24 protein-coding genes are annotated in these 23374 nt (G+C 71.8%); 14 read left to right on the top strand and 10 right to left on the bottom strand.

Translation table 11 applies throughout. From position 1 onward, the window contains the following. The first annotated feature begins 41 nt into the window (after window positions 1-41). Window positions 42-467, top strand: coding sequence for a DUF5709 domain-containing protein (locus tag ACGFMK_RS07580; protein WP_392759331.1), 426 nt, complete (start codon window positions 42-44; stop codon window positions 465-467). A gap of 207 nt (window positions 468-674) precedes the next feature. Beyond that, on the top strand, window positions 675-1625 hold the full coding sequence (locus ACGFMK_RS07575) for a LuxR C-terminal-related transcriptional regulator (RefSeq protein ID WP_392759329.1): 951 nt from the start codon (window positions 675-677) through the stop codon (window positions 1623-1625). A 427-nt stretch (window positions 1626-2052) separates the two neighbouring features. On the opposite strand, the gene ACGFMK_RS07570 is transcribed toward ACGFMK_RS07575, so the two are convergent. Then, the gene (locus ACGFMK_RS07570) at window positions 2053-2421 is read right to left on the bottom strand and encodes a MerR family transcriptional regulator (protein ID WP_392759327.1); all 369 of its coding nucleotides are present in this window, start codon (window positions 2419-2421) and stop codon (window positions 2053-2055) included. Between the two features lie 64 nt (window positions 2422-2485). Between ACGFMK_RS07570 and ACGFMK_RS07565 the strand changes: the two genes are divergently transcribed. Then, window positions 2486-3625 carry an MFS transporter gene (locus tag ACGFMK_RS07565; protein WP_392759325.1) on the top strand — a complete coding sequence of 380 codons (1140 nt, stop codon included), beginning with the start codon at window positions 2486-2488 and terminating at the stop codon, window positions 3623-3625. Between the two features lie 47 nt (window positions 3626-3672). On the opposite strand, the gene ACGFMK_RS07560 is transcribed toward ACGFMK_RS07565, so the two are convergent. Then, window positions 3673-4875, bottom strand: a complete 1203-nt coding sequence (locus ACGFMK_RS07560; protein WP_392759324.1) for a glycoside hydrolase family 18 protein — start codon at window positions 4873-4875, stop codon at window positions 3673-3675. A gap of 153 nt (window positions 4876-5028) precedes the next feature. On the opposite strand from ACGFMK_RS07560, the gene ACGFMK_RS07555 reads away from it, so the two are divergent. Beyond that, window positions 5029-5421 carry a hypothetical protein gene (locus ACGFMK_RS07555; protein ID WP_392759322.1) on the top strand — a complete coding sequence of 131 codons (393 nt, stop codon included), beginning with the start codon at window positions 5029-5031 and terminating at the stop codon, window positions 5419-5421. Here ACGFMK_RS07555 and ACGFMK_RS07550 read toward each other — a convergent pair. Next, window positions 5415-6770, bottom strand: coding sequence for a pyridoxal phosphate-dependent decarboxylase family protein (locus ACGFMK_RS07550; protein ID WP_392759383.1), 1356 nt, complete (start codon window positions 6768-6770; stop codon window positions 5415-5417). The genes ACGFMK_RS07555 and ACGFMK_RS07550 overlap by 7 nt on opposite strands. 18 nt (window positions 6771-6788) lie before the next feature. After that, window positions 6789-6989, bottom strand: a complete 201-nt coding sequence (locus tag ACGFMK_RS07545; RefSeq protein ID WP_392759320.1) for a YdeI/OmpD-associated family protein — start codon at window positions 6987-6989, stop codon at window positions 6789-6791. A 78-nt stretch (window positions 6990-7067) separates the two neighbouring features. Between ACGFMK_RS07545 and ACGFMK_RS07540 the strand changes: the two genes are divergently transcribed. Beyond that, window positions 7068-7601, top strand: coding sequence for a GNAT family N-acetyltransferase (locus ACGFMK_RS07540; protein ID WP_323322308.1), 534 nt, complete (start codon window positions 7068-7070; stop codon window positions 7599-7601). Here the strand turns inward: ACGFMK_RS07540 and ACGFMK_RS07535 are convergent. Both ACGFMK_RS07535 and ACGFMK_RS07530 read right to left on the bottom strand, forming a co-directional pair. Further along, window positions 7591-8067, bottom strand: coding sequence for a nitroreductase family deazaflavin-dependent oxidoreductase (locus tag ACGFMK_RS07535; RefSeq protein WP_392759318.1), 477 nt, complete (start codon window positions 8065-8067; stop codon window positions 7591-7593). The two genes, ACGFMK_RS07540 and ACGFMK_RS07535, sit on opposite strands and share 11 nt — an antisense overlap. Window positions 8068-8109: 42 nt before the next feature. Continuing rightward, window positions 8110-10089: a glycosyl hydrolase family 28-related protein gene (locus ACGFMK_RS07530; RefSeq protein WP_392759316.1), complete on the bottom strand. Its 1980-nt coding sequence runs from the start codon at window positions 10087-10089 to the stop codon at window positions 8110-8112. Between the two features lie 151 nt (window positions 10090-10240). On the opposite strand from ACGFMK_RS07530, the gene ACGFMK_RS07525 reads away from it, so the two are divergent. The 4 genes from ACGFMK_RS07525 to ACGFMK_RS07510 all read left to right on the top strand — a co-directional run bounded on the left by ACGFMK_RS07525 (window position 10241) and on the right by ACGFMK_RS07510 (window position 12890). Beyond that, window positions 10241-10870: a class I SAM-dependent methyltransferase gene (locus tag ACGFMK_RS07525; protein WP_392759314.1), complete on the top strand. Its 630-nt coding sequence runs from the start codon at window positions 10241-10243 to the stop codon at window positions 10868-10870. A 105-nt stretch (window positions 10871-10975) separates the two neighbouring features. Beyond that, window positions 10976-12154, top strand: coding sequence for a PucR family transcriptional regulator (locus ACGFMK_RS07520; RefSeq protein ID WP_392759312.1), 1179 nt, complete (start codon window positions 10976-10978; stop codon window positions 12152-12154). A 50-nt stretch (window positions 12155-12204) separates the two neighbouring features. Continuing rightward, window positions 12205-12684, top strand: coding sequence for a DUF2975 domain-containing protein (locus ACGFMK_RS07515; RefSeq protein WP_392759311.1), 480 nt, complete (start codon window positions 12205-12207; stop codon window positions 12682-12684). Beyond that, the gene (locus ACGFMK_RS07510; RefSeq protein WP_247056639.1) at window positions 12684-12890 is read left to right on the top strand and encodes a helix-turn-helix transcriptional regulator; all 207 of its coding nucleotides are present in this window, start codon (window positions 12684-12686) and stop codon (window positions 12888-12890) included. The genes ACGFMK_RS07515 and ACGFMK_RS07510 overlap by 1 nt, the downstream gene beginning before the upstream one ends. Window positions 12891-13026: 136 nt before the next feature. Here the strand turns inward: ACGFMK_RS07510 and ACGFMK_RS07505 are convergent, their stop codons facing one another. Continuing rightward, window positions 13027-13500, bottom strand: a complete 474-nt coding sequence (locus tag ACGFMK_RS07505; protein WP_392759308.1) for a MarR family winged helix-turn-helix transcriptional regulator — start codon at window positions 13498-13500, stop codon at window positions 13027-13029. Window positions 13501-13586: 86 nt separating this feature from the next. On the opposite strand from ACGFMK_RS07505, the gene ACGFMK_RS07500 reads away from it, so the two are divergent. From ACGFMK_RS07500 to ACGFMK_RS07490, 3 genes are all read left to right on the top strand, one after another. Beyond that, on the top strand, window positions 13587-13994 hold the full coding sequence (locus ACGFMK_RS07500) for a RidA family protein (RefSeq protein ID WP_392759382.1): 408 nt from the start codon (window positions 13587-13589) through the stop codon (window positions 13992-13994). 12 nt (window positions 13995-14006) lie between these two features. Continuing rightward, window positions 14007-15779 carry a pentapeptide repeat-containing protein gene (locus tag ACGFMK_RS07495; protein WP_392759307.1) on the top strand — a complete coding sequence of 591 codons (1773 nt, stop codon included), beginning with the start codon at window positions 14007-14009 and terminating at the stop codon, window positions 15777-15779. 91 nt (window positions 15780-15870) lie between these two features. Continuing rightward, window positions 15871-16938, top strand: a complete 1068-nt coding sequence (locus ACGFMK_RS07490; protein WP_392759305.1) for a DUF3068 domain-containing protein — start codon at window positions 15871-15873, stop codon at window positions 16936-16938. Between the two features lies 1 nt (window position 16939). Here the strand turns inward: ACGFMK_RS07490 and ACGFMK_RS07485 are convergent, their stop codons facing one another. Beyond that, window positions 16940-17635, bottom strand: a complete 696-nt coding sequence (locus ACGFMK_RS07485; protein ID WP_392759380.1) for a class I SAM-dependent methyltransferase — start codon at window positions 17633-17635, stop codon at window positions 16940-16942. A 173-nt stretch (window positions 17636-17808) separates the two neighbouring features. Here ACGFMK_RS07485 and ACGFMK_RS07480 point away from each other — a divergent pair, with 173 nt between their 5' ends. After that, on the top strand, window positions 17809-19056 hold the full coding sequence (locus tag ACGFMK_RS07480; protein ID WP_392759378.1) for a glycosyltransferase family 4 protein: 1248 nt from the start codon (window positions 17809-17811) through the stop codon (window positions 19054-19056). A gap of 929 nt (window positions 19057-19985) precedes the next feature. Here the strand turns inward: ACGFMK_RS07480 and ACGFMK_RS07475 are convergent. Then, window positions 19986-20168, bottom strand: coding sequence for a hypothetical protein (locus ACGFMK_RS07475; RefSeq protein WP_323322329.1), 183 nt, complete (start codon window positions 20166-20168; stop codon window positions 19986-19988). 3 nt (window positions 20169-20171) lie between these two features. After that, the gene (locus ACGFMK_RS07470) at window positions 20172-21863 is read right to left on the bottom strand and encodes a hypothetical protein (RefSeq protein ID WP_392759303.1); all 1692 of its coding nucleotides are present in this window, start codon (window positions 21861-21863) and stop codon (window positions 20172-20174) included. Window positions 21864-21933: 70 nt separating this feature from the next. Here ACGFMK_RS07470 and ACGFMK_RS07465 point away from each other — a divergent pair, with 70 nt between their 5' ends. Next, on the top strand, window positions 21934-23136 hold the full coding sequence (locus ACGFMK_RS07465; RefSeq protein ID WP_392759302.1) for a polysaccharide biosynthesis protein: 1203 nt from the start codon (window positions 21934-21936) through the stop codon (window positions 23134-23136). The last annotated feature ends 238 nt before the right edge of the window (window positions 23137-23374 follow it).

Below are 23374 nucleotides of genomic sequence, written 5' to 3'. Positions count from 1 at the left end.
CCAGACCCGGTGCGGCCAAGGATCTGCGCGAAGATGGGGCCATGGACGACGACATCGAAGACAACGCCGACAACGGCGTGCTCGACCCCGAAGACACGTTGGACGACCGTGACGAGCTGGCGGAGGGTTATTCCCCGCCGGAACGCGCGCAGGCGACCGAAGGCTGGGGCACCACCGCGCACGAGACCGCGGAAGGGGAGAGCTGGGAGGGCCGGCTCGCCCGCGAGGTCCCCGACCTGGCCGACGACGCGGACGACGACGGCCTCGGCGACAGCGAGGACACCGACGGCGAGCTGGTCGACGACGAGGTCGGCGACGTCCGCGCGGGCCGCCTGGTCGCCACGGACGAGGGCTTCGGCGAGGACGCCGACGAGGAGCTGTACGCCGCGGACGCGGGCATCGACGGCGGCGCGGCTTCGGCGGAGGAGGCCGCGGTCCACGTGATCGACCCGTCCCGCCGCTGGTGAGGTGACCGGAGAACGCGAACCGCCCCCTCGGCGGTTCGCATCCTCCCGGCGCCCGGCCCGACCCCTCGACGGGCCGGACGGCGAACCCCGCGTCCGATCCGATGACCGGCCTAATCCTTTCCGCCGTCCGGCGCGTGGGGTAGGGGGCAGAGCGGACAACGGCCGGATCCGGCCGTCCCCGTCCCCGCTGCTGCCGGAGGAGGACGGATGCTCGAGGGGTTGCTGACGCCCGGCGCGGGCGCGCTGTACGACACGATGGTGCGCACCGGGCCGCTCCCGCTGGACGACCCGCGGGCCGGGAGCCCGGAGATGCGGGAGCTGTTCGACCAGGGTTTCGTGCGCCGCGACCACCGCGAAGACCCGGTGATCGCGCCGATGGAGCCGGTGCGCGCCGTCGACCACGCCATCCTGGGCGCGCAACAGCGGCTCGTGGAGCAGCAGCGCCAGATCGTCGCGGCGCGCCGGCAGCTGGACGTGCTGCAGGCGGTGTACCGCTCGGCCCACGGCGGTGGCGGCGATCCGGCCGTCGAGGTGCTGACCGACTCGCAGCGCGTCGGCTCGCTTTCGCTGGAGCTGTGCCTGTCCGCGCGCGAGGAGTTCCTGACCTTCACCACCCGGCACTTCAAGCGGAAGCCGGACGCCGGCACGGTGCTGCGCCTGCCGGACGCGGTGACCGGACGCGGGGTGCGGCTGCGCAACGTCTACGAGCGCGCGGCCCTGGAGTTCGACGGCGCGAAGGAGGCCGTGGACGCCGGTGTGGCGGGCGGGTGGGCCATGCGGGTGGCGCCGGAGCTGCCGATGAAGATGCTCGTCGCGGACCACCACTCCGCGCTGGTGCCGCTGGACCCGAGCGGGCTGGACGGTGCCCTGTTCGTCCGCAGCCCGACGATCGTCGCGGCCCTGCGCAAGCTGTTCGAGCTGGTCTGGAGCCAGGCGGTCGCGGTGGACGGCGCGCACCCGCGCCACGGGCTCACCCCGGCCCAGGCGAAGGTGCTGGACCTGCTGGCGACCGGGATGACCGACGGCGCGATCGCCCGGCACCTGGAGGTCAGCGAGCGCACGGTCCGCCGGCACGTCCAGGGCCTGCTGGAGGCGCTGCAGGCGGACAACCGGGTGGCCGCGGTGTTCGCGGCGACCCGGCTGGGCTGGCTGGGCTGAGCCCGGTCCCGTCGCGGTCCGCATTCAGGTGCGCCCGGTCTTGCCGGCGGGTGGGCCCGCGGCCTGCGTCGCCACCACTGCGACGCGCAGTCGCTTGATCATGTCGTCCTTCCCGCGCAGTGCTCTCCGGGCCAAGGTAGGGCCGTCCGGCCGGCCGCGGCAGGGGCGGCTCCGGCCACTGTCCGGTACCGGCCACCGCCGGGTGGCCGGTACCGGACGTTGGCCGCACCCGACCGGTGCGGGCCGCCGCCCGGCTCTCCTACGGTCGGGACATGGGCGACGAGGCGCCCCCGCGCTGGTGGGGCGAGGAGGGCGCCCGTCCCCGCCCGGACCCGGCGGGCTGGTGGCCGGAGGCCGACACCCTGCACTGGGCGCAGGCCCCGGCGACCACCCCGCCCCGGCCGAAGCGGCACTTCCGTGACCCGGGTCAGACGCGGTTGTACTCGCGGACGGCGTCCAGGTACTCCGAGATCGCGTCCCGGTTGCGCAGCAGGCATTCCGCGCGCCGGGCCATGCGGTCGCGCTCGGCCTCCAGGGTCGCCAGCATCTCCGGGGTCGCGTCCGGGAAGTAGATCGCGCGGGGCTTGTCGAGGCACGGCAGGATCTGCTTGATGATCCGGGTCGGCAGGCCGGCGTCCAGGAGCCCGCGGACCTGGATCACCCGGTCGACGGTGGCCTCGTCGTAGTCGCGGTAGCCGTTGGCGCCGCGGGCGGCGATGATGAGCCCCTGCTCCTCGTAGTACCGCAGCAGCCGCCGGGCCGTGCCCGTGCGCTCGGAGAGCTCGCCGATCCGCATGTGCGCCACCTCACGTCCGCCCGGCTGGACCTTCACATCCGTGTGAGGGTTCGAGCATAACGGCATGAGGACTCCCGCACTGCTCGCCCTGACCACCGCCGCGTTCGTCACGGTGCTCACCGAGGCCCTGCCCGCGGGCGTGCTGCCCGGCATGAGCGCCGGACTGGGCGTCGGCGAGCCCGCGGCCGGCCAGGCCGTGACGATCTACGCGCTCGGCACCGCGCTCACCGCGATCCCGCTGTCCGCGGCCACGTCGGCCTGGCGGCGCAAACGCTTGCTGCTGACCGGCGTCGCCGGGTTCGCCGTCGCCAACACGGTGACGGCGCTGTCCGCGGCCTACCCGCTGACGATGGTGGCCCGGTTCGTCGCCGGGGTGGCCGCGGGGGTCGTCTGGGCGCTGCTGGCCGGCTACGCGCGCCGCCTGGCGCCCGCGGGCCGCGAGGGCAAGGCGATCGCCGTCGTGATGGCGGGCATCCCGCTCGCGCTGGCGCTGGGCATCCCGGCCGGGACGTTCCTCGGCGGCCTGCTCGGCTGGCGCTCGGCGTTCGGCGTGATGTCGGTGATCGCGGTCGTGCTGCTCGGGTGGATCGCCGCCGGTGTCCCGGACCACCCGGGGCAGCCCCGCGGCGGGCGGCTGCCGGTGCTGCGCACGCTCACCGTGCCCGGCGTCGCGCCGGTCCTGGTCGTGACGCTCGTGTTCGTGCTGGCCCACACCGTGCTCTACACCTACGTCGCCGCGTTCCTCGGCCACGCCGGGCTGGGCGGTTCGGTGGACGTCGTCCTGCTGGTCTTCGGGGTCGCGTCGATGGCGGGCATCGGGATCGTCGGCGCCCGGATCGACCGCGCGCTGCGCCGGCTCACGATCCTCAGCACGATCCTGGTCGCGGTGGCCGCCGTGCTCATGCCGGCGGGCAGTCCCGCGCTGATCTACGCCGCCGTCGCGCTGTGGGGCCTCGGCTGGGGCGGCGTCCCGACCCTGCTGCAGACCGCGGCCGGGAACGCCGGTGGCGAAGCCGCGGACAACGCGCAGGCCATGCTCGTCACGTTGTGGAACGCCGCGATGGCCGCGGGCGGGGTGGCCGGCGGGATCCTGCTCGACACGGCCGGTCCCACGGTGTTCCCGTGGACGCTGCTCGTGCTCCTGGTGCCGGTGCTCGCCGTGGTCGTCGGCGCGCGGCGGCACGGGTTCCCGCGGCAGTCGTGAATGGACGAAGGGCCCGGGCGGGTTCGCCGCCCGGGCCCTCCAGCTTTTCAGCAGCGGCCGGAAGAGATGGCCCGCAGCAGTTCCGCGTTGGTCGTGTCCCCCGACAGCTCCCAGGCGAACACCCCGCCGAGGCCCTGCGACTTCGCGTAACCGGCCTTGGCCGCCGCCGTCTCGGGGGTGTCGTAGCTCCACCACTGCGAGCCGCACTTGGCGTACGCCGTGCCCGCGACCTTGCCGTTGGCCGGGCAGGTCGTCTTGAGGACCTTGTAGTCCTCGACGCCGGCTTCGTAGGTGCCCGGGGCGGGCCCGGTGGCCGTGCCGCCCGGCTGCTTCTGCGTGACACCGTCCCAGCCGCGGCCGTAGAACCCGAGGCCCAGCAGCATCTTCGACGACGGCACACCCTGGTGGCGCAGCTTCTGGATGGCCGCGTCGGCGTAGAACCCGGCGGTCGGGATGCCCGGGTAGGACCGCAGCGGCGAGTGCGGCGCGGTGGGCCCGGTCGGGCTGCCCCCGGCGACGAAGTAGTCGTAGGTCATCACGTTGTACCAGTCGAGGTAGCGGCTCGCCCCGGCGTAGTCGTTCGCGTCGATCTTGCCGTTCTTCGAGCCGTCCGCGGTGATGGCGGCGGTGACGAGCTGGTGCCCGAACTTCGCGCGCAGCGCCTTCACGAGACCGGTGAACGCCTTCGGCCCGCTGGTGTCGCAGGTCAGGCCGCAGGCGTTGGGGTATTCCCAGTCGATGTCGATGCCGTCGAAGAGGCCGGCCCAACGCGGGTCGTTGACGAGGTTGTAGCAGGACTCGGCGAACGCGGCCGGGTTCTTCGCCGCCTCGGTGAAGCCGCCCGACCAGGTCCAGCCGCCGAACGACCAGATCACCTTCAGCTTCGGGTGCAGCTTCTTCAGCTCGAGGAGCTGGTTGAAGCTGCCGTGGAGCGTACCGCTGTCGGCCTGGCCGTCGACGCTGCCGGCGGCGTCGTAGGGCATGTCGTGGTCGGCCCACGGGTCGCCGACCGCGCAGCCCCCGCCGGTCACGTTGCCGAACGCGTAGTTGATGTGGGTCAGCTTCGCGGCCGACCCGGACGTCTCGATGTCCTTGACGTGGTAGTTGCGGGCGTAGACGTCCCAGTCGGCGAAGTAGGCCATCACCTTGTCCTGGGACTGACCGCCGTGGGACTGGCCCGCCTCGGCGGGCGGCGCCGCGACGGCGGCCGCGGCGAGCGCCAGCGCGGCCACGGCAATGCGATTTCTCATGCGGAGCACGGGGATTCCTTCCGGACCGGCTGGGCGGACCGGCTGAGGCTAACAGGTCCAGACCACTGCGGACAGAGCGAAAGGTGTGCCGCAAACAGATTTCCCGGTCGTGTCGCAGCCGGGTCCGGATTCACGGTGTGCGAAGATCCCCGGATGACGGAGTTCGGCTGCGCCCGCTGCTACGGCAAAGACGCCCTGACCGCGATGGCCTTCTGCACGACCCGCCTCCGGGAAACCCACCGCTTGGTCGAACGGTCGCACTTCGGCGTTTCACTGCGCGAATGTCCGGAATGCGGCCAGGCGTTCGCCTCGATCTTCACCGAGTTCGTCGACGGCACCGGCGGCGAAGACGCCCAGTACTTCGACATCGTGCCGCTCACCGGCACCGAGGTGACCTCGTTGGCGGCACAGGGTTCCCGGGTCGACCTGGTCAAGCTGGGCGCGCTCGGCAGCGTGCGGCGGCGGCTCTCGTCGGCCTGGCCGACCGGCAAGACGAAGACGATCGCCTGGCGGCGGGATCCGCTTTCGGTGCGCGAAGGTCACTGACGTCCCGCCAGCCGCAGGATCGCCGCGGCCGAACGGTCGACGTCGGCTTCCGTCGTGGACCAGTTCGACACCGAAATCCGCAGATATCGTCGCCCGCGCCAGGTGGTTCCGCCGAGCCAGCACGTGCCGTCGCGCTGAACCGCGGTGATCACCGCGTCGGTGCGGGCGTCGTCGCCGAAGGAAACCAGGACCTGGTTGAGGACGACGTCGTTGCCGATCACCGCGCCGCCTTCCGCCAGGGAGACGGCGAAGCGTCGGGCCAGGCGGCAACCGCGGTCGACCAGTTCGGCCACGCCGTCGCGGCCCAGCTCGCGCAACGCCGCCCAGACGGCGAACCCGCGGGCGCGCCGCGACGACTCCGGCGTCAGGTCACCCATGCCGGACACCTCCCCCGCGCCGGTCAGGTAGGCGGCGCGGTTGGCGAAGGCCGCGGCGTGGGCGTCCGGGTGGGCGCAGAAGGCGAAGCCGGAGTCGTAGGGCACGTTCAGCCACTTGTGCCCGTCACACGCCCACGAGTCGGCCAGCTCGACGCCGTCGACGAGCCCCGCTGTGGCCGGGTTCGCCCTGGCCCAGAGCCCGAACGCGCCGTCGACGTGCACCCAGGCGTCGCCGGCGGCCTCGCGGGCGGCGCGCAGGTCGTCGCACGCGCCGGTGTTCACGTTGCCCGACTGGAGGCAGACGATCGCCGGGCCGGTCCCGGCGGCCAGCACCCGGGCGAGGTCGGCGACGTCGATCGCGCCTTGCGGACCGGCGGCCACCTCCTCGACGACGCTCGTGCCGAACCCCAGCAGCCGCAGCGCGCGGTCGATCGTCGCGTGCCGCTCGGCGCTCGCGACCACGCGGACGCGCGGGGCGCCGAAGAGCCCGTCGCGCTCGGCGTCCCAGCCCGCGCGAGCGAGCACGTGGTGCCGCGCCGCGGCGAGCCCGACGGTGTTCGCCGCCTGCCCGCCGGTGACGAACCCGGTCGTCGCGGTGGCCGGGATGCCGAGCAGCTCCTTGAGCCACCCGCCCGCGACGTCCTCCGCGGCCGCGGCGGCGGGTGACAGGACGGCGTTGAAGGCGTTCTGGTCCCAGCCGGCGGCGAGCACGTCGGCCGCCGTGGCGGCGGGCAGCGACCCGCCGATGACAAAGCCGAAGAACCGCGGCCCGGCGGTGGCGGTCAGCCCCGGCTCGGCGGCCCGGGCCAGCTGTTCGAGCACTTCGGACGGTGGGCTCGGGTCCTTCGGCAGCGCACCGCCGAAGCCCGCACGTAGGGCGGCGGCGTCGACGGCGCGGGCGACCGGCCGCTCGGCCAGACCGTCCCGGTGGTCCGCGGCCAGCGCGGCGGCACGGGCCAGGAGTTCACGCATCTCGTCCACGGGCCGACTCTAGGCCGCCTTCGGGCGCGCGGCCCGCACGTTTTCCCGCGCCGGCTCGACGGTCGTCGCGATCCGGCACTGCCGCGTCTCCGGGCGCTTCGCCCTCGCGATCCACTCGAGGACAGGGGTACGTGCTTTCCGCGACGCCGGAGACTGCGCGGCCGACGTGACCTTCGGCACCTCGATGCCTTCCCGAGGCTCCCTGCGCACGTCATCGGGGGTGAGTGTGCACCCTCCGAGCACTTTGCGGCGGGAACAATCGGGCGTCCCCCGGCGTAGCTTCTCGATATGGAGACTGCGCTCAGCACCGACCGGCTCGTGATCCGGGACTGGACGGTGGACGACGCCGAAGCCGCGTTCGAGATCTACGGCGCGGAGGACGTCACGCATTGGCTGACCCCGGCCATGGACCGCGTCGGCGACGTCGGCGCGATGCGGGCCGTGCTGAACGCCTGGCAGGAGGCGCAGCCCAACCTGTGGCCGCCGCGCGGGCGCTGGGCCGTGGAGCGCAAGGAGGACGGCGCCGTGATCGGCGGCCTCGGCATCCGGCTGCTCCCGCCGTACGAAGAGGACCTCGAGCTGAGCTGGCAGCTCAGCCCCGGCGTCTGGGGTCAGGGTTACGCGTCGGAGGCGGCGCAAGCGCTCATCCAGTGGGCGTTCACACAGGACACCGACGAGCTGTTCGCGGTCGCGCGGCCGAACAACACGCGCGCGATCGCCGTCGCCAAGCGCCTCGGCATGCAGTGGGTCGGCGAGACCGACAAGTACTACAACCTGCGGCTACAGGTGTACCGGATCCGGCACACCGACCTCATGGACTGAGCGGCTCCAGCAGGAACACACGGATTTCGCGGTGCTCGGCCCGCACGGCGTAGCGGTCGTAGGCGGGCCAGTACTCCGCGACGGCGTCCCACATCTCCTGGCGCTCGGCGCCGGTCAGCAGCCGCGCGGTGACGTCGGCCGTCCGGCCGCCGATCGTGGCGGTCGCCTTCGGCTGCGCCAGCAGGTTCGCCGACCACGCCGGGTGCGCCTCGCCACCCCAGTTCGAGCCGATGACGACGTACCCGCCGGCGCGCTCGACGTAGAGCAGCGGGACCTGGCGCGGCTCGCCGCTGCGCCGCCCGATCGTGGTGAGCAGCAGCGTCCGCAGCCCGACCGCGGTGCCGACGCCGACCCGGCCGCCGCTGATCCGCAGCAGCACCCGGTCGGCCGGCACCAGCGCCCGCCCCAGCACCGCGAACGCCTTGCTCTTGCCGAACCCCGCGAAGACACCCCGTAACCCAGCCACGCCCGAACCCTAGCCGCCGGTCCGCCGCGGCTGGTCGGGCACTCACCAGGTGGCGGGGGCGGGTGGCGGGACCACCGGCGGGCGGTCGTCGCAGGTGATCGTGTTCGGCAGCTCCCACGGCGCGAGCCAGCCGCCGTCGTTGCCGCCGAGGTCGGTCAGCGAGAACTCCGAGCCGGTCGGCGGGAAGTTGAACGAGCCGCAGTTGTTGACGCCGACCGCGCCGACGTTGCGGGCGTCGACGTTCCGGAACGACGCCGACCCGGCCGCGCGGGCGCTCAGCACCGACGTCCCGGCGCCGTCGACGCGCAGGTCCGCGAACTTCAGGCCGTTGATCGAGTACAGGTCCTTCACCGGGAAGTCGCTGACCAGCATGATCGCGTTGTAGGTGTTGTCGAGGAAGGCGTCGCCGGTCACCTGGACGTCGGCGTCGATGTTCTTTTCCAGGGCGTAGAACCAGATCGCGCCGAGACCGATCCGCCAGTTCAGCTCGAACGTCCCGGCCCGGACGGTCGTGTTGTCGGTGATCCGCACGTACCCGGTGAACGGCTCGGCGCCGAAGCGCGAGCCGACCTGGATCGCGCTGCCCTCGCGGATCGGGTCGGCGATCAGGTTGGCCGAGACCGTGGTGTCGGTGCCGCCGTAGAGCGCGATCCCGTTGGCCAGCACCGGCGTCTGGATGGTGTTGTGGCTGAACGTGTTCCGCGCGTCTTCGACCTTTTCGGACCACATCGCGAGGCCGTCGTCGCCGGTGTTGCGGACGAAGTTGTTCGACACCACCGAGTCCGTGACGCCGGCGTGGAAGTTCAGGCCGTCGGCGATCTGGTCGGCGATCACGTTGTTCGTGATGCGGGTGTTCTTCATCGGACCGTCGAACCACAGGCCGACCTTGGTGTGGTGCAGGTACAGGCCGTCCACAGTGGAGTCACTGAGCGCGCCGCCGATGGCGTTGACCTGGTCGGTGTCGATCCGTTCCCGGACGTCACCCTCGATCGCGAACCCGGAGAGGTGGACGTCGTGGCTGCCGCCGGCGTTCGCGTCCTTGCCGTAGAACCCGACGCCGGTGTGCACCGAGCCGTCCGGGGCCGGGGTGTCCAGCTTGACCTCGTGGCCCTTGACGATCGTGTACCAGTTGCCGGCGCCCTCGATCGTCACGCCGTCGACGATGATGTGCCGGTCGACCTGGTACGTGCCGGGCGGCAGGTAGACCTTGAGGTGAGCCCGGCGAGCGAAGGCGATCGCGTGGTCGATCGCGTCGGCCGAGTCTCGCCGGCCGGTCGGGTCGGCGCCGAAGAACAGGACGTTCGCCGCGACGAGGTCCACGTGAGGCGGCGCGACGAGTTCGGAGTCGAGCAGGTCGACGACGGTCCACGCGGCCGGCGTCCCGGCCGGGACGGTCAGCCGGACCTTGTCCCCGGCACGGTAGGTCTTGCCGAGCAGCAGGCGCTGTTCGTCGTAGAAGTGGTTGGGGCGGAACGGTTTCGTCACGACCGGCGGCGGGGTGGTCGCCGCGGGCACGCACGAGCACTCGGTGATCCACCAGTCCGGATGCAGCAGGTCCGCGTCCGGGTCGTTCGTGAACGGGTACTGGTTGTACAGCCACGCGTACTGCGACGTCAGCGTCATCACCTGCCGGTGCCCGCCGTTGACGGTGACGTCGAGCGGCGCGGTGATCCCGCCGCCGTGGGGCGCGTCCGGGATGCTGTAGCGGACGGTGATCGCGTTCGCCGCCGCGGGCAGCGTGAACTCGACGTGCTGCCCCGGCGTGAGTTTCACGGCGCGGCGGCCGGAGGCTTCGGCGGGCAGCGTGTAGGCCGAGCGGTCCGGGCCGATCACGGTGCCGTCGGTGCGGGCGTTCTCGGCTTCCTGCTCGGCGAAGCCGACGGTCGCGCCGCGCCCGGCGACCAGCGCGGGGTCGAGCGCGGCCCGCGTCACCACGGGCCGGTCGGCGGCCGACGCCGGAGCGGCCACGGAAAGCAGGGTGAGGACCGCGACCAGCACGGCTCCGAAGGTGCGTCGCGCCATCGCGGACCTCGTTTCGCTCAGGAGTGCCCGGAAGAGTAGGTCGCGCTTCGCCCTCACCACAAGGTATTGCCGCGATTTTGCCCGAACTTACTCGGTACTTGCAGATATCGATACAGAAGTTGCGCAATCGGACGTCTGGCAGGGTGGGTCCATGACTCGTCCCGAAACCGCCGCCGAGGTCTTCGACGCGCTCGGCAAGGACTACGAACACGCCTTCCGCACCGCGACCGCCCAGCGGGACGCGATCACGGCGTTGATCGCCTCGCTGCCCCCGCAGGCGAAGGTCCTCGACCTCGGGTCGGGCACCGGACGCCCGACCGCCGAGCTGCTGGCCGCGGCGGGCCACGACGTCACCGGCTACGACGTCGCGCCGAAGATGGTGGAGATCGCGCGCGCCCAGGTGCCCGCGGCCCGGTTCGAGCTCGGCGACCAGCGCGAGCTGACCTTCGAGGACGGTTCCTGGGACGCGGTCACCACGTTCTTCTCGCTGCTGCAGCTGACGCGCGCGGAGCAGGAGGCCGTCATCGGGCGGGTGGCGACCTGGGTCAAACCCGGCGGCCTGGTGCTGCTGGCCACGGTGCCGGCCGATGTGGACGGGCTCGACATCGTCTTCATGGGACACCCGGTGCGCGCGAGCAGTTTCGCCCCCGAGGCGCTGGCCGGGCTGCTGCGCGCGGCCGGTCTCGAGATCGTCCGCGAGGAGCAGGCGGAGTTCGTTCCGGACCACCCCGGCGCGACCCCCGAGCCGCACGTCTACTTCACCGCGAAACGGCTTTCGTGAGTCGATCGTGGCGTCAACCCCTCACCGGGAAGATCACCCGACGGATATGAATTTTGCTCAAGTTCGTGCGTATCCCCGCTGCCGGAACCCGAGCTAAAGTGAGGGATGGGCATCGAAGCTCTGGCCAGGCCGGTACCTCGCGAACACCGTGAGCTGGTGCGCGAGATGCTGGGCAGGCTGCCGGAGTTCGCCGATCGCCTGGCCCGGTTGCTCAGCGAAGAGGACGAGTTCTACCGGCAGGTCGAGCACGTCGCGCCGGACGAGCTGCGGCAGGTCTGCCACGCCAACCTCGAGCGCGCGCTGACCGCGCTGGCCGAAGGCCGCGGCCTGGCCCTCGACGCGGCCCGCAAGACCGGGCTCGTCCAAGCGCGCCAAGGGATCCCGCTGCCGGCGGTGCTGCGCGCGTTCCGGATCGGCGGCACGTTCGTCTACGAGGCCCTGCTGGAGCTGGCCGGCCCCGAGTTCCTCAACTCCACCCGGACGATCGAGATCAACTCCTACGTCTGGAAGGCGATCGACCTCTACTCGGACGCGCTGACCACGGCGTACGACCAGGTCGCGGCCGAACCGTCGCACGCGAACGTCCAGCGGCTGGACGACCTGCTGCGCGGGCGGCTCGCGGGCCAGCCCGAGATGGAGGCCGCGGCGCGCGAGCTGGGGCTGCCGACGGCGGGCATGTTCGTCGCCGTCGTGACCGAGCGCGTCGAACGGGACGGGCAGGACACGGTCGAAGCGCTGATGCGCGCGCGCCGGTGGCGGTCGGCGTGGCGTCCCGGTGGCGAGGCGGGCCTGGTCGCGATCGACCGGATCGAAGACCTCCGGCGGCTGCGGGAAGTGCTGGGTTCGCTGCCGGTCGCGGCCGGGCTGAGCCGGCCGTTCGCCGGGTTCCCGGACGTCCCGGACGCGCTGCACCGCGCCCGGATCGCGCGCCGGTCGCTGCCGTCGGCGACCGCCGGGGTGGTCGTGTTCGGCGACTCGCCGGTGACCACCTTGGTCGCGGCCGCGCCGGGGATGGCCCGCGACGTCGTGCGGTCGGCGTTGTCGGGGGTGCTGACGCTGCCGGGCGCCGAGCGCAAGGTCCTGCTCGACACGCTGCTCGCGTGGTTCGCCGGCCACGGGTCGGCGAAGGAGGCCGCGGACCGGCTGTTCGTGCACCCCAACACCGTCCGGTACCGCCTGCGCCGCGTGCAGGAGCTGACCAAGCGCGACCTGACCGACCCGGTCGACATCGGCGAGCTGTACGTCGCCCTCGAGTCGGTCCGGCTTGATCCGGAACCATCGTAGATCGACAGCTACCGATTGACTTTCGATAGATTAGCGGCGATAGTCATCGCATGCTCACCGAAAGACGCGCCGTGGCCGCGCTCCGGGTCTTCCTCGTCGTGCTCTTCGTCGTCCTCGTCGTGTTCCAGACCCTCTCGTTACCCGGCGGGATCGCGTACACGACGTCGCAGAACCCGCACGACGCGCCGCTGCGGTGGCCGCTGACCGCGATCGCGGTGTTCCTGGTCCTGTGCGTCGAGGTCGTGGTCGTCGCGACGTGGAAGCTGCTGACGCTGGTCAAGAAGGACCGGATCTTCACCAGCGCGGCCCTGAAGTGGGTCGACGCGATCGTCTGGTCGGTGGCCGCCGCGTGGCTGGTCTTCGTCGGCATGCTGATCTTCGTCGGCTTCAACGCCGACGATCCGGGGATGCCGATGCTGCTGTTCCTGGTGACCGTCGGGATCACCGTGATCGGCCTGCTGATGGTGGTCATGCGCGCTCTGCTGCGCCAGGCCACTACGCTGCGGACCGACATGGAAGCGGTCATCTGATGGCGATCGTCGTGCGCATCGACGTCGAACTGGCCAAGCGCAAGCTGAGCGTCGGGGAGTTCGCCGAGAAAGTCGGGCTGACGCCGGCCAACGTCGCCGTCCTGAAGAACGGGCGCGCCAAGGCCGTGCGGTTCAGCACCCTGGAAGCCATGTGCCGGGTCCTCGAGTGCCAGCCCGGCGACCTGCTGGAGTGGGTCGACGACTAGCGGCCCGGCCTCACTTGCACGCGCCGGTCCGGCCGGCTCCGTAGGCGGCCCGAGCCTTGTCGCGGGCCTTTTCCACCTGTGGCGAGAACTGTGCGAGCCCGTTCCCGCCTCGGTGGCAGCAAGGGCTCGATCACCACTAGGCCAGGTCGACGGGCCGCACCCGCAGCTTTTCCGCGATCCGGGCCAGCGCCTGCTGATCGGCCGCGGTGAGCGGGTCGAGCACGAGCTGCCGCACGGCCCGCACGTGCGTCGGCGCCGCGGCGACGACCACTTCGTACCCGGCGTCGGTGAGCGCGGCGAGGGTGTAGCGGCCGTCGTCGGGGTCGGGCGAACGCTCCACCCAGCCCCGCTGCTCGAACCGCTTGACCACGTTGGACAGTCGCGAGAGCGAGCCGTTGGCCAGGTAGGCCAGCTCGCTCATCCGCAGCCGCCGTCCCGGCGCCTCCGACATCTGGCTCAGCGTCAGGTATTCGAAGAGCGTCACGCCGGCCTCTTGCTGCAGCGGCGCCTCCAGCTTGCCCGGCAGCAGCAGGGCGAGCGAGATCAGGCCGGTCCAAGCGTCCTTTTCGGACGGCGTCAGCCAGCGCGGCTCGTCCTCGTCGGATGCCATGCAGGAACTCTACCCAGCCGCGGATGACTTCACGCTTGAAGTCTGCTACGTTGACTTCAAGCGTGAAGTCAATCGAAGGGAACGTCATGCCCGAGTTCTTCGTCACCCCCGGCTACGGCCCTAAGCACCTCGAAGCCCTGCACTACAGCCAGGCGGTCCGGATCGGCGACCGCGTCGAGATCTCCGGCCAGGGCGGCTGGGACGACAACACGGTCTTCCCCGAGTCCCTCGAGGACGAGATCGTCCAGGCCTTCGAGAACGTCGAGCGCACGCTGGCCACGGCGGGCGCGAGCTGGACCGACGTCGTCGCGGTGGATTCGTTCCACATCCCGACGGCGGCCGACACCATCGGCGACGACCACACGAAGGTGATGGTCGAGCAGTTCCGCAAGCGCATGGGCGACCGGGCGCCGATCTGGACGCAGATCGGCGTCGCGGCGTTGGGCGCGCCGGGCATGCGGGTGGAGATCCGCGCGACGGCCGTCGTGGGCTGACACACTGCGCGCGTGAAGGTGCTCAGGAACGAGGTGTGGCGCCGGCGCGGTGCGACGTGGTGGTGGCGGATCCTCGTCATCGTGGTGCCGGTCGCGGTGATCGCCGCGGCGGCGGTCACGCTGCTGCTGGTGTTCGTCGACGCGGACACCCCTGCGAACCGGATCAAACTGATCAAGACAGGCCTGACGGTGGGCGCCGGCACCGGCGGCATCGTCGCGCTGGTGCTCACCGGCCGCCGGCAGTGGACCACCGAGCACGACGCCACCGAGCGGCGCCTGACCGAGCTGTACCTCAAGGCCGTGGAGCAGCTGGGGTCCGACAAGGCCGCGATCCGCCACGGCGGTTGTTACGCCCTGGAGCGCGTGGCCCAGGACAACCCGGCCCAGCGGCAGACGGTGGTCAACGTGCTGTGCGCGTACCTGCGGATGCCGTACGACGAACCGGCGCCGGCGAAGAACCCGGTACGGCGGCCGCTGGCGCCGGGGCGCCGGCCGGGTTTGCGACCCGCCTCGCGGCCTACCGGGGACGCGCGGCAGGAACGAGAGGTGCGGCTGACCGTGCAGCGGATCCTCCAGTACAACCTCAACCCCGGCCGGAGGCCCCGCCGCGACGACCCGACGTTCTGGCACGACATCGACCTGGACCTCACCGGCGCGACGCTGATCGACTTCTCCCTGCTCGGCTGCCACGTCGGCTCCGCGGACTTCACCGGCGCCACCTTCATCGGCGACGCCTGGTTCGACTTCACGAGCTTCGCTGACGGCGCGTTGTTCAACGACGCGACATTCACCTGCGACGCCAGGTTCCCCAACGCGGTCTTCGGCAGCACCGCGTGGTTCAGCGAAGCAACCTTCTCGACTGAAGCCCGGTTCACCGGCGCGAACTTCGCCGGCGGGGCGGTTTTCCGGGAAGGTGCCTTCGCCGGGGACGCGGTGTTCGCCCTGGCCACCTTCAGCGAACACGCCGATTTCGGCCGAGCCTCGTTCGCCGGAGCCGCCGATTTCGAGGAAGCCGACTTCGCCGAGGACGCCGGCCTTGAGAAGGCGCACTTCGCCGGCCCGCCCGCCTTGGCCGACGTGAAGTTCCGGCGGAAGCGTCCCCGACATCGCGCAGCCGGGCTAAGCCGCGTCCGCCTCCACCAGCCTCGCCAGTTCCAGCAGCGTGCCCTCGAAGCCGGGACCGGCGGTGAGCGCCACCGTGAGCGGACCCCCGCGCCGGTCCGTGCCCACCGGGAGCGTCACCGCCGGCTCCGTCCACTGGGGACGGTCCGCGCCGGCCGAGACGACCACGTCCGGCCGGGGTGTCCGGCGCCGTCGGAAACCGGCGTCGAGATCGAGTACCACGTTGCCGTGCAACGAAAGCAGGGCGGCGACGTCGGCCACGGCGTCGCGCAGCTCACGGTCGGCGATCGAGTCGGAGTGCGCGCCGATCGCCGGGGTGGGCGGTTCGCCGTCGTGGCCCAGGCGGGGCACGAACCGGGCCAGGTCGCCGCGGCCGCAGACGAGCGTGCGGATGCCGGGGATGCCCGCCGAGGGGTCGGACAGGCTGACTCCCACGCTCGCGGCCGCCGCCACGATCCTGGCCCGCCAGCGTGCGGTGGCCGCGATCGCGACCGTCGAAGGATCCTGCGCCAAAAGAGGGGTTCTCCTTGCTGTCCCGCGCGGCGGAGTGAGGATCGTCCGATGGTGGGCCCACGCCCGTTGTGCCCGGGAACAAACATCTTTGGTCGTTTGGTGCGAACGGCGGCGTACATGCCGCCTTCCGGTCGTACGCGGTGTCTGTGACCGCGAGTCACACTTTGACGCCCGGCGTGGCGCAGGCCACTATCCGGACACTGATTACCGCCCGGTAATTTGTGTGACACCAGGAGGACCGTTGCGACGCGCTTTCGGCCTGATCTTGCTGGCACTGGGGGTCTTCGCGGTCGCCGGAGCGGTGCTCCTCCCGGCCTACGTCTACCCCAAGCTCGCCAAGGTGCCGCTCGACCAGGACTCGACGTCGGAGCTCGAGGGCACCGCGAGCCAGGTGCTCGCCGTGACGGACAAGGGCAATGGCCCGGTTTCGGAGATCCGCAAGAACGCGGACCTCGTCGCGACCGCCCACGTGCAGGCGAACTTCGCGGCCCCGGAAATGCGCGAGGACACCGACTACGCGGTCTGGCTGCTGGCCGTGCAGGTCACCGACAAGGCCGACGGCACCGTGCTCAGCGCGAGCAAGCGCCAGGTCTGCTTCGACCGCCGCACCGGTGAAGGGTACGAGCCCCACGGCGAAACCGACCCGAAGTGCGACCTCAAGAGCAGCTACGTCACCGAGCTGCAGGACAAGGCCGACAAGCAGGGCGACAAGCCGCCGGAGACGAACGAGCTCAAGGCGCAGCCCGGCCTGAACTTCAAGTTCCCGTTCGGCACCGAGCAGCAGGACTACAAGGTCTACGACGACAACACCGGCGCGGCCGTCACGGCCAAGTACTCCGGCACCGAGACCGTGGACGGGATCGAGACCTACAAGTTCGTCCAGAACATCCCCGACACCAAGCTCGGCTCGAAGGACGTCCCGGGCTCGCTGGTCGGTTCCGCCGATCCGACGGTCAAGGCCGACCTCTACTACCGCGGCGTGAACACGCTCTGGGTGGAGCCGGTCACCGGGATCGAGGTCAAGCAGCAGCAACAGCAGCACCAGGAGCTGCGCGTCGGGACCAGCGGCACGTCGACGGTGGTGTTCGACGGAACCCTCGCCTACAGCCCGGAAACCGTCGCGAAGATGGCGGACCAGGTGAACGCGAACAAGGGCAAGCTGGAACTGCTCTCCAGCACCGGCCCGCTCTGGTTCGGGATCGGCGGTGGCGTGCTGATCATCGCCTCGATCGTGCTGCTGGCCCGGCGGCGCCGGGCCGAGCCGCCGGTGCCGCCGCGGCGGCGGGAACCGGTCGGCGCCGGCCGCTGACTCAGCGCCGGCGCAGGACCAGCACCAGGTTCCAGGAAGCCAGTTCACGCAGGCCGGGAACCCGCACGATCCACATCGCCCAGCTCGGGTGATAACGCGGGTACCCGGCCACCAGGTCGGCCAGCGGTGTCGTTTTCGCCCAGTGGAGCGCGGCGCCGACGGAAACCGGGAACAGGCTTTCGCCGAATTTGTTCTTCGGCTGCTTCCCGAGCTTCCGGAAATACCGCTGACGCGCGTAGTAGCCACCCAGGAAATGCCACGGCGCGGTCTCGTGACCGCCCCACGGGGAATACCACGGCGTGAACGACGCGAAGACGGTGCCGCCGGGCTTGGTGACCCGGCACATCTCGTCGAGCATCACCCACGGCTTCGCCACGTGCTCCAGCACGTTCGACGAGTAGCAGACGTCCACGGATCCGCTGCGCACCGGCAGTTCCGTGCCGCTCGCGCGGATCATGTTCTCCCCTGGCTCACCGCGCGCGGACAGCTCGCCGACGTCCGGGTCGACCCCGAGGTAGGACGCGCCGGCCGCGCGGAAGGCGTCCGAGAAATACCCCGGACCGCCGCCGACATCGAGGATCGTTCGCCCGGACAGCGGAGTGTGCGCGGCCAACTGCCGGACGGAATCCGCGGCCAGCGCCGAGTAAAAGCCGTCCGGGTCGGTCTGCTCGGTCAGGAAAGTGCGGAAGAGCGTCACGGAACGGCGGAGCGTGGCGCGGTGCGGCTCGGCGTTCGGGGCGACGACCGGATTTACTGCCATTGAACCATCGCTTTCCGAAATACGTTCCTCTACTGTGTACGCATACCGTGTACGCACCGGTAACCTAGCATCGTCGCTACAGTTTGGATAACCCGATGGACCGTCCTCGTGTGCTGCTGGTCAACTGGCGCGACACCGGCCACCCCGAAGGCGGCGGGTCCGAGCGGTACGTCGAGCGGATGGCCGAGGGGCTCGCGAAAGCGGGCTACCGGGTCGAGATCCAGTGCGCGGCCTACCCGGGCGCGACCGCGGGCGAATGGCGTGACGGCGTCCGCTACCGGCGCCGCGGCAACAAGTTCGGCGTCTACGTCCACGCGCTGCGGGCGATCCGCCGGGCGCGCGCGGACCTGGTGGTCGACGTGCAGAACGGGATGCCGTTCTTCGCCCGGCTGGTGGCCGGCTGTCCCGTGCTGGTGCTCGTGCACCACGTCCACAAGGAACAGTGGATCAGCGCGCTGGGCGAGACGCTGGGCCGGGTCGGCTGGTGGATCGAGTCGCGGCTGGCGCCGTGGCTGTTCCGCAAGTGCCGCTACGTCACGGTTTCCGAGGTCACCAAGGCCGAGCTGGCCGAGCTGGGCATCCAGCGCGAACGCGTCGCGGTGGTCCCGAACGGGCTCGACACGCCGCCGCCGGTGGCGTCCGAACGCGACAGTGCGCCGACGCTGGTCGCGGTGAGCAGGCTGGTGCCGCACAAGCGGATCGAGCACGCCATCGACGTCGTCGCGAAGCTTGCGCGCCGCTGGCCCGAACTGCGGCTGGAGGTCGTCGGCCAGGGACCGTGGGACGAGGTGCTGCGGGCGCACGCGGCCGAGCGCGGCGTCGCGGACCGCGTCATCCTGCACGGCTGGGTCGACGAGCAGGCCAAGCACGAGATCCTGGCGCGCTCGTGGCTGCACTTGTGCCCATCGGTCAAGGAGGGCTGGGGCATCGTCATCATGGAGGCGGCCGCGCACGGCGTCCCCTCGGTCGCCTACCGCGCGGCCGGCGGCGTCGCCGAATCCATCGTGGACGGCCGGACCGGCCTGCTGGCCGACGACTTCGAGGACTTCACGAACCGGGTCGACGGGCTGCTCGCCGACGGGCTGCGCCGCACCGAAATGGGCCTGGCCGGGGCCGCCCGGGCCGGGAACTACAGCTGGGACAAGAGTGTCGGCGAGTTCGCGTCACTGGTCCGGGACGTCGCCGGCGTCCCGGCGCCGCGGCCCCGCGTCTTGAGCCGGCCCGGCCTGGTCCCGCACCGCGTCCCGGAACTGCTCGGCCAGCGCTCCGGCGGCCGCCGCGCCGAAGTCCTTGCGGCGGGCCCGCACGGTCACCGTGGTGGTGTCCCCCGTGGTCGCCGCGCCGAACGCCACGCCTGATCGGCCGCTCGCCGCCGGGTAGAAGGCGATCGAGCGGACGGTGTCCGCTGTGGACACCACGCCGAGGTTCGACACCAGGAACGTCGAGCCGAGCCGGCTCGCCAGCAACCGGGTGCCCAGCCGGGCGATCCGGCTGCTGCGCGCGGGGAAGTCGGGTTCGGGCGGCTGCGCGCGCAGGACGTCCGCGACGGCGGCGGAATCCGGCTCGGACGGCAGCCGCAGGCGGAAGAACGCGCTGTCGTGCACGGGTTCCGGGGCGGCGCCGGAGCGCCACGACGCGCCCAGCGCGGCCACGACCCGGGCCGTGCGGGCGCCGTGCGCGTGGTTCCAGCGTCCGGTCGCCTGGGTGGCCGCCGCGACGAACCCCGCGGCGCTCAGCCGCAACCGGGGCATACGCCGGGCCTCGAAGACGTCCCCCGCGCGCTCGGCGTCCCGATCGGGTGCGATCCGGCCCGGCGGCGTGAAAAGCGCCTCGGCGAGCCGCTGGACGGCCGAAACGAGGAACGGCTTCCCGCCGCCGGTACGCTCCCCGATCCCGCGCGCCGCGGAGGAAACCGGGACGTCGAGGAGGACACCGAGCAGGGAAAGCAGGCCGAGGCCGTCGAGCGCACCGTGGTGGGCGGCGACGAGCAACGCGGGCTCGCCGGTGCGGACGGCGACGCGCACCAAAGGCGCGCCCCGGTCGTAGGGCTCGGCGGCGAATCGCGCGCGCACCCCGGAAAACTCGGCGGCGGTGACCTGTTCGACGACCGGCGCGGGGCCGAGGTGGGGGTGCTGCGGGAGGGCGGCGGCGAGCCGCGCGCGGAGTTTTTCCGGTTCCGGGGCCGAGAAGAGCTCCGCCTCCAGCAGGATGCTCCAGGAGACGGTGGGGTCGCCGTAGAGCCCGACCACGCGGTGCGCGTGGTCGGAGGCGAACTGCGTCATGCGCGTCAGCGGTTCCCGTACAACTTGGCCGGGTGGTCCGCGGGGTTGTACTTCACCTGCTGGTTGAGCTGCTGCTGGACCGCGGCGGTGCTGTCGGGGTCACCGCTTTCGATCAACGCGAAGCCCGCGCCCGTCGCCAACCCGCCCCCGATGATGACGGCGGCCACCACGCCGATGAGCGTGCCCACGTGTCACTCCTTCTTCCGCGGCGGGAAAATCCTGCCGCGGCCCAATGTACGCATCGGTAACATGCGACACAACAGTGCGACGCAGAGCGACGTGAGCACTACGCTGTCCGCGACCAAGGCCGGGGCCCACGCAACGGCTTTCACCGGCGCCTCACCCGGGGTCCGGTACAGCGTCAGCCATTCCCCCGACCACACCGGCGTCGCGCCGGCGAGCAGCCGCGGGTCGACGTCGCCGGGAGTCCCGTGCTCGACGAGGATCCAGCCGATCCCGGCGCCGGTGAGGTCCTGGGCGGACGTCGCGGCGCGGACGTCGCCGATCCGCGGGTCCTCCCCGGCGATCCGCTCGCTGCCCACCTGCAGGGTGTCGTCCGTCAGCACGGGTTTCGGGAGCGCGCGCGGCGCCGGGTCCAGCTGCGTGCGATCGGCGTTCCACGCGAAGCCGCGGAACGCCGAGAGCGGCAGCGCCAGCACGTCACCGGGACGAGCGTCGGCACCGAGCACTTCGGACACCGCGCGCCAGTCGTCCGGGTACTGCGCGGTGGCGAGCCGGCCCCAGCCGCCCCACGCCAGGTCCGGCATGGTGAGGACCGGGAAGAGCGCCGCCGCGGCGAGGAGCCCCGCGCGTCCCGGTCTCGTCCGCAGTTTCGCGGCCGCGGCTTCGATCGCGAGCGCGAAGCCCATCGCGAGCGGCAACGCCCACCAGGCCACCCACTTCTGCGCGTCGCGCAGCAGCCCGGCGCCGGGGAGGTGCCGCGTCGCCACGTCCAGCAGTGTTTCGCCGAACGGGAGCGTCGCCAGCGACGCCAGCAGAACGCCCGCGACACCCAGGAGGAAGAGGGCGCGGACCGGCGGCGTGCCCCAGCGCGCGGCGAGCGGTTTCAGGCCGGCCAGCGCGATCGCGACGGTGACGAGCACGAGCACCGGGATCAACGGCATCGCGCGGCTGCCGGGCACGGTCTCGGAGTTCCAGATCCCGCCGAGGCCGAGGACGCTGAGCAGCGCGGGGCCCCAGCTTTCGGCGCGGGCGCTGAACGCCGTGACGCCGGCCGGGTCGGAGTAGGTGCCGCCGGCGTTGAGGAACGTCGGGACGAGCCAGGGCAGGTTGAGCAGCACGGAGATGCCCAGCGTCGCCGGGATCCGGCGGGACCCGGCGGCCACGACCGCGACCGCGGCGGCGAGCATCCCGCCCGGCGGCGTCAGCACCGCGGGCGCGCAGGCGAGCACGAGCCGTAGGAGCGCTTTCGGTTCGTGCTCGCGGGCGGCGAGCCCGGCCGCGACGATCCACGGCAGGCTCGCGTACGTCAGCAGCAGCGGCCAGTGGCCGATGAACAGCCGCTCCGCGAGGTACGGCGTCCAGGCGTACGCGGTCGCGGCGACCAGCCGGGTGCCGGTGTGCTCGGTGGGGACGAGCTTGCCCGCGCCGTACGCGGCGAAGAAGATCGCCAGCAGCAGCACGATCTTCTGGACGACGTCACCGGGCAGCACGGTGGTCGCGAGCGCGACGGCGGTGTCGGCGGGGACCGACCGCGGCAGCGTGGCGCCGATCCCGAAGGCGTCCGGCACGAAGTACTGCTCCGGCGCGAACACCATGTCGTAGCTCAGGACGAACCCACGCCCGAGCAGCGGCGCGCAGACGGCGAACGCGAGCACGGCGGAGACGGCGGGAAGGGCCAGCCGCCTGCCCGGTGCGTCCACGGCCCTTCCTTTCCGTTCCCCGCGCGGTTATCGTCGCTGCTCATTACTCGCCGGTAATGGGAGCCCGTCGTTGAGCGTAGACACCGAAGCCGGACCGGCGCGGACCGGCAACCGGATCGCGGCGATCCTCGTCTCGCTCGCGCTCGCGGGCAACAACGCGGGCAGCTACGTGCTGAGCCTCGCGGCCGCCCGGATCCTCGCGCCGGGCGCGTTCGGTGAGCTGAGCTCGCTGCTGGCGGTGCTGGTGATCGGCGTCGTCCCGGCGATGGCGCTGCAGACGGTGGTGGCGCTGCGGGTCGCCCGCTCGCCGCAGCACCCGGGGTCGCTGTTCGCGCTCGGCCTGGTGACGAGCGGGATCGTCGCGGCGGCGGCGCTGACGGTGAGCCCGTTGCTGGTCCTCCTGCTGCACCTGGGTTCGCTGGCGCCGGCGCTGCTGGTGACGGCGTCACTCGGCCCGTTGACGCTGCTGGGGCTGTTTCACGGGCTCCTGCAGGGCAGCCACCGCTTCGCGACGCTGGCCGGGCTGATCGCCCTGGAGGGCGTCGGCAAGGTCGGCGGTTCGGTCGTGGGCCTGCTCGTCTCGGGCTCCACGACCGGCGCCCTGGCCGGCACCGCGATCGGCTCGCTGGCGGTGGTGACGGCGAGCTGGCAGATCTGCGGCCGCCCGCGTCCCCGCTGGTCCGACCGCCACGGCCGCGACGTCCTCCACACGGCCCAGGCGATGCTGGCGCTGGTACTGCTGGTGAACCTGGACCTGGTCCTGGCCCGCCACACCCTGCCCGCGGCGGAGGCGGGTGAGTACGCACTGGGCGCGATCGTCACGAAGATCGCTTATTGGCTGCCGCAGGCGGTGGGGGTCTTGGTCCTGCCTCGGTTCGCCGTGGTGTCCGACCGGCGTCGGGCGTTGCCGGTGGCGTTGGGTATCTGCGCTTCATTGGACGCGGTGGTGGTCCTGGTGACTGTGGTGTTCGGGTCCCGGTTGCTGCCGCTGATCGGCGGGGTTCGTTACGCCGGAAGCACCATGCCGTTGTGGCCGTTCGCGTTGGCGGGGTCGATGCTGGCGCTGGTGCAGATCCTGTTGTACGCGCGCTTGGCCGACGGCGACCGCCGGGTGACGGTGCTGATGTGGGCGGCGGTGGCGGTGGAGGCGGTGCTGATCCCGGCCTGGCGGCACGGCTCGGCGATCCAGGTGGTGACCGTGGCGGCTTGCTGCGCCGGCGGGTTGGCGGCGGCGGGCGCTTTGGTCGAGATCCGGTCCCGGCGCGCTGGGTGAGCACGGTTTTGGGGCCCCGGCCGCGTGCGTAAATGGCCGACACGTGTCTGGATGGTCGACACGCGTCATTGGGAAGCCGACACGCGTGATTGCCGGGCCGACTCGCGTACCCGCAGGGTCGGGTCACGTGCCCAGAGCGTCGGCTCACGTACCTGGAGAGTCGGCTCGCGTACCCAGAGAGTCGGCTCACGTACCTGGAAGGTCGACTCGCGTACTCAGGCGGACGACACGCGTACCT

Source organism: Amycolatopsis sp. NPDC049252 (genome assembly GCF_043197175.1).
Lineage (GTDB): Bacteria > Actinomycetota > Actinomycetes > Mycobacteriales > Pseudonocardiaceae > Amycolatopsis.
Note: the sequence above shows the minus strand (reverse complement) of the source record. Positions and strands in the feature narration are given on the sequence as shown.

What these genes read in the sequence shown, in the direction of transcription:
- ACGFMK_RS07580 (WP_392759331.1), top strand. Translation starts at nt 42, where the DNA reads ATGGACGACGACATCGAAGACAACGCCGACAACGGCGTGCTCGACCCC.
- ACGFMK_RS07575 (WP_392759329.1), top strand. Translation starts at nt 675, where the DNA reads ATGCTCGAGGGGTTGCTGACGCCCGGCGCGGGCGCGCTGTACGACACG.
- ACGFMK_RS07570 (WP_392759327.1), bottom strand. Translation starts at nt 2,421, where the DNA reads ATGCGGATCGGCGAGCTCTCCGAGCGCACGGGCACGGCCCGGCGGCTG.
- ACGFMK_RS07565 (WP_392759325.1), top strand. Translation starts at nt 2,486, where the DNA reads ATGAGGACTCCCGCACTGCTCGCCCTGACCACCGCCGCGTTCGTCACG.
- ACGFMK_RS07560 (WP_392759324.1), bottom strand. Translation starts at nt 4,875, where the DNA reads ATGAGAAATCGCATTGCCGTGGCCGCGCTGGCGCTCGCCGCGGCCGCC.
- ACGFMK_RS07555 (WP_392759322.1), top strand. Translation starts at nt 5,029, where the DNA reads ATGACGGAGTTCGGCTGCGCCCGCTGCTACGGCAAAGACGCCCTGACC.
- ACGFMK_RS07550 (WP_392759383.1), bottom strand. Translation starts at nt 6,770, where the DNA reads ATGCGTGAACTCCTGGCCCGTGCCGCCGCGCTGGCCGCGGACCACCGG.
- ACGFMK_RS07540 (WP_323322308.1), top strand. Translation starts at nt 7,068, where the DNA reads ATGGAGACTGCGCTCAGCACCGACCGGCTCGTGATCCGGGACTGGACG.
- ACGFMK_RS07530 (WP_392759316.1), bottom strand. Translation starts at nt 10,089, where the DNA reads ATGGCGCGACGCACCTTCGGAGCCGTGCTGGTCGCGGTCCTCACCCTG.
- ACGFMK_RS07525 (WP_392759314.1), top strand. Translation starts at nt 10,241, where the DNA reads ATGACTCGTCCCGAAACCGCCGCCGAGGTCTTCGACGCGCTCGGCAAG.
- ACGFMK_RS07520 (WP_392759312.1), top strand. Translation starts at nt 10,976, where the DNA reads ATGGGCATCGAAGCTCTGGCCAGGCCGGTACCTCGCGAACACCGTGAG.
- ACGFMK_RS07515 (WP_392759311.1), top strand. Translation starts at nt 12,205, where the DNA reads ATGCTCACCGAAAGACGCGCCGTGGCCGCGCTCCGGGTCTTCCTCGTC.
- ACGFMK_RS07510 (WP_247056639.1), top strand. Translation starts at nt 12,684, where the DNA reads ATGGCGATCGTCGTGCGCATCGACGTCGAACTGGCCAAGCGCAAGCTG.
- ACGFMK_RS07505 (WP_392759308.1), bottom strand. Translation starts at nt 13,500, where the DNA reads ATGGCATCCGACGAGGACGAGCCGCGCTGGCTGACGCCGTCCGAAAAG.
- ACGFMK_RS07500 (WP_392759382.1), top strand. Translation starts at nt 13,587, where the DNA reads ATGCCCGAGTTCTTCGTCACCCCCGGCTACGGCCCTAAGCACCTCGAA.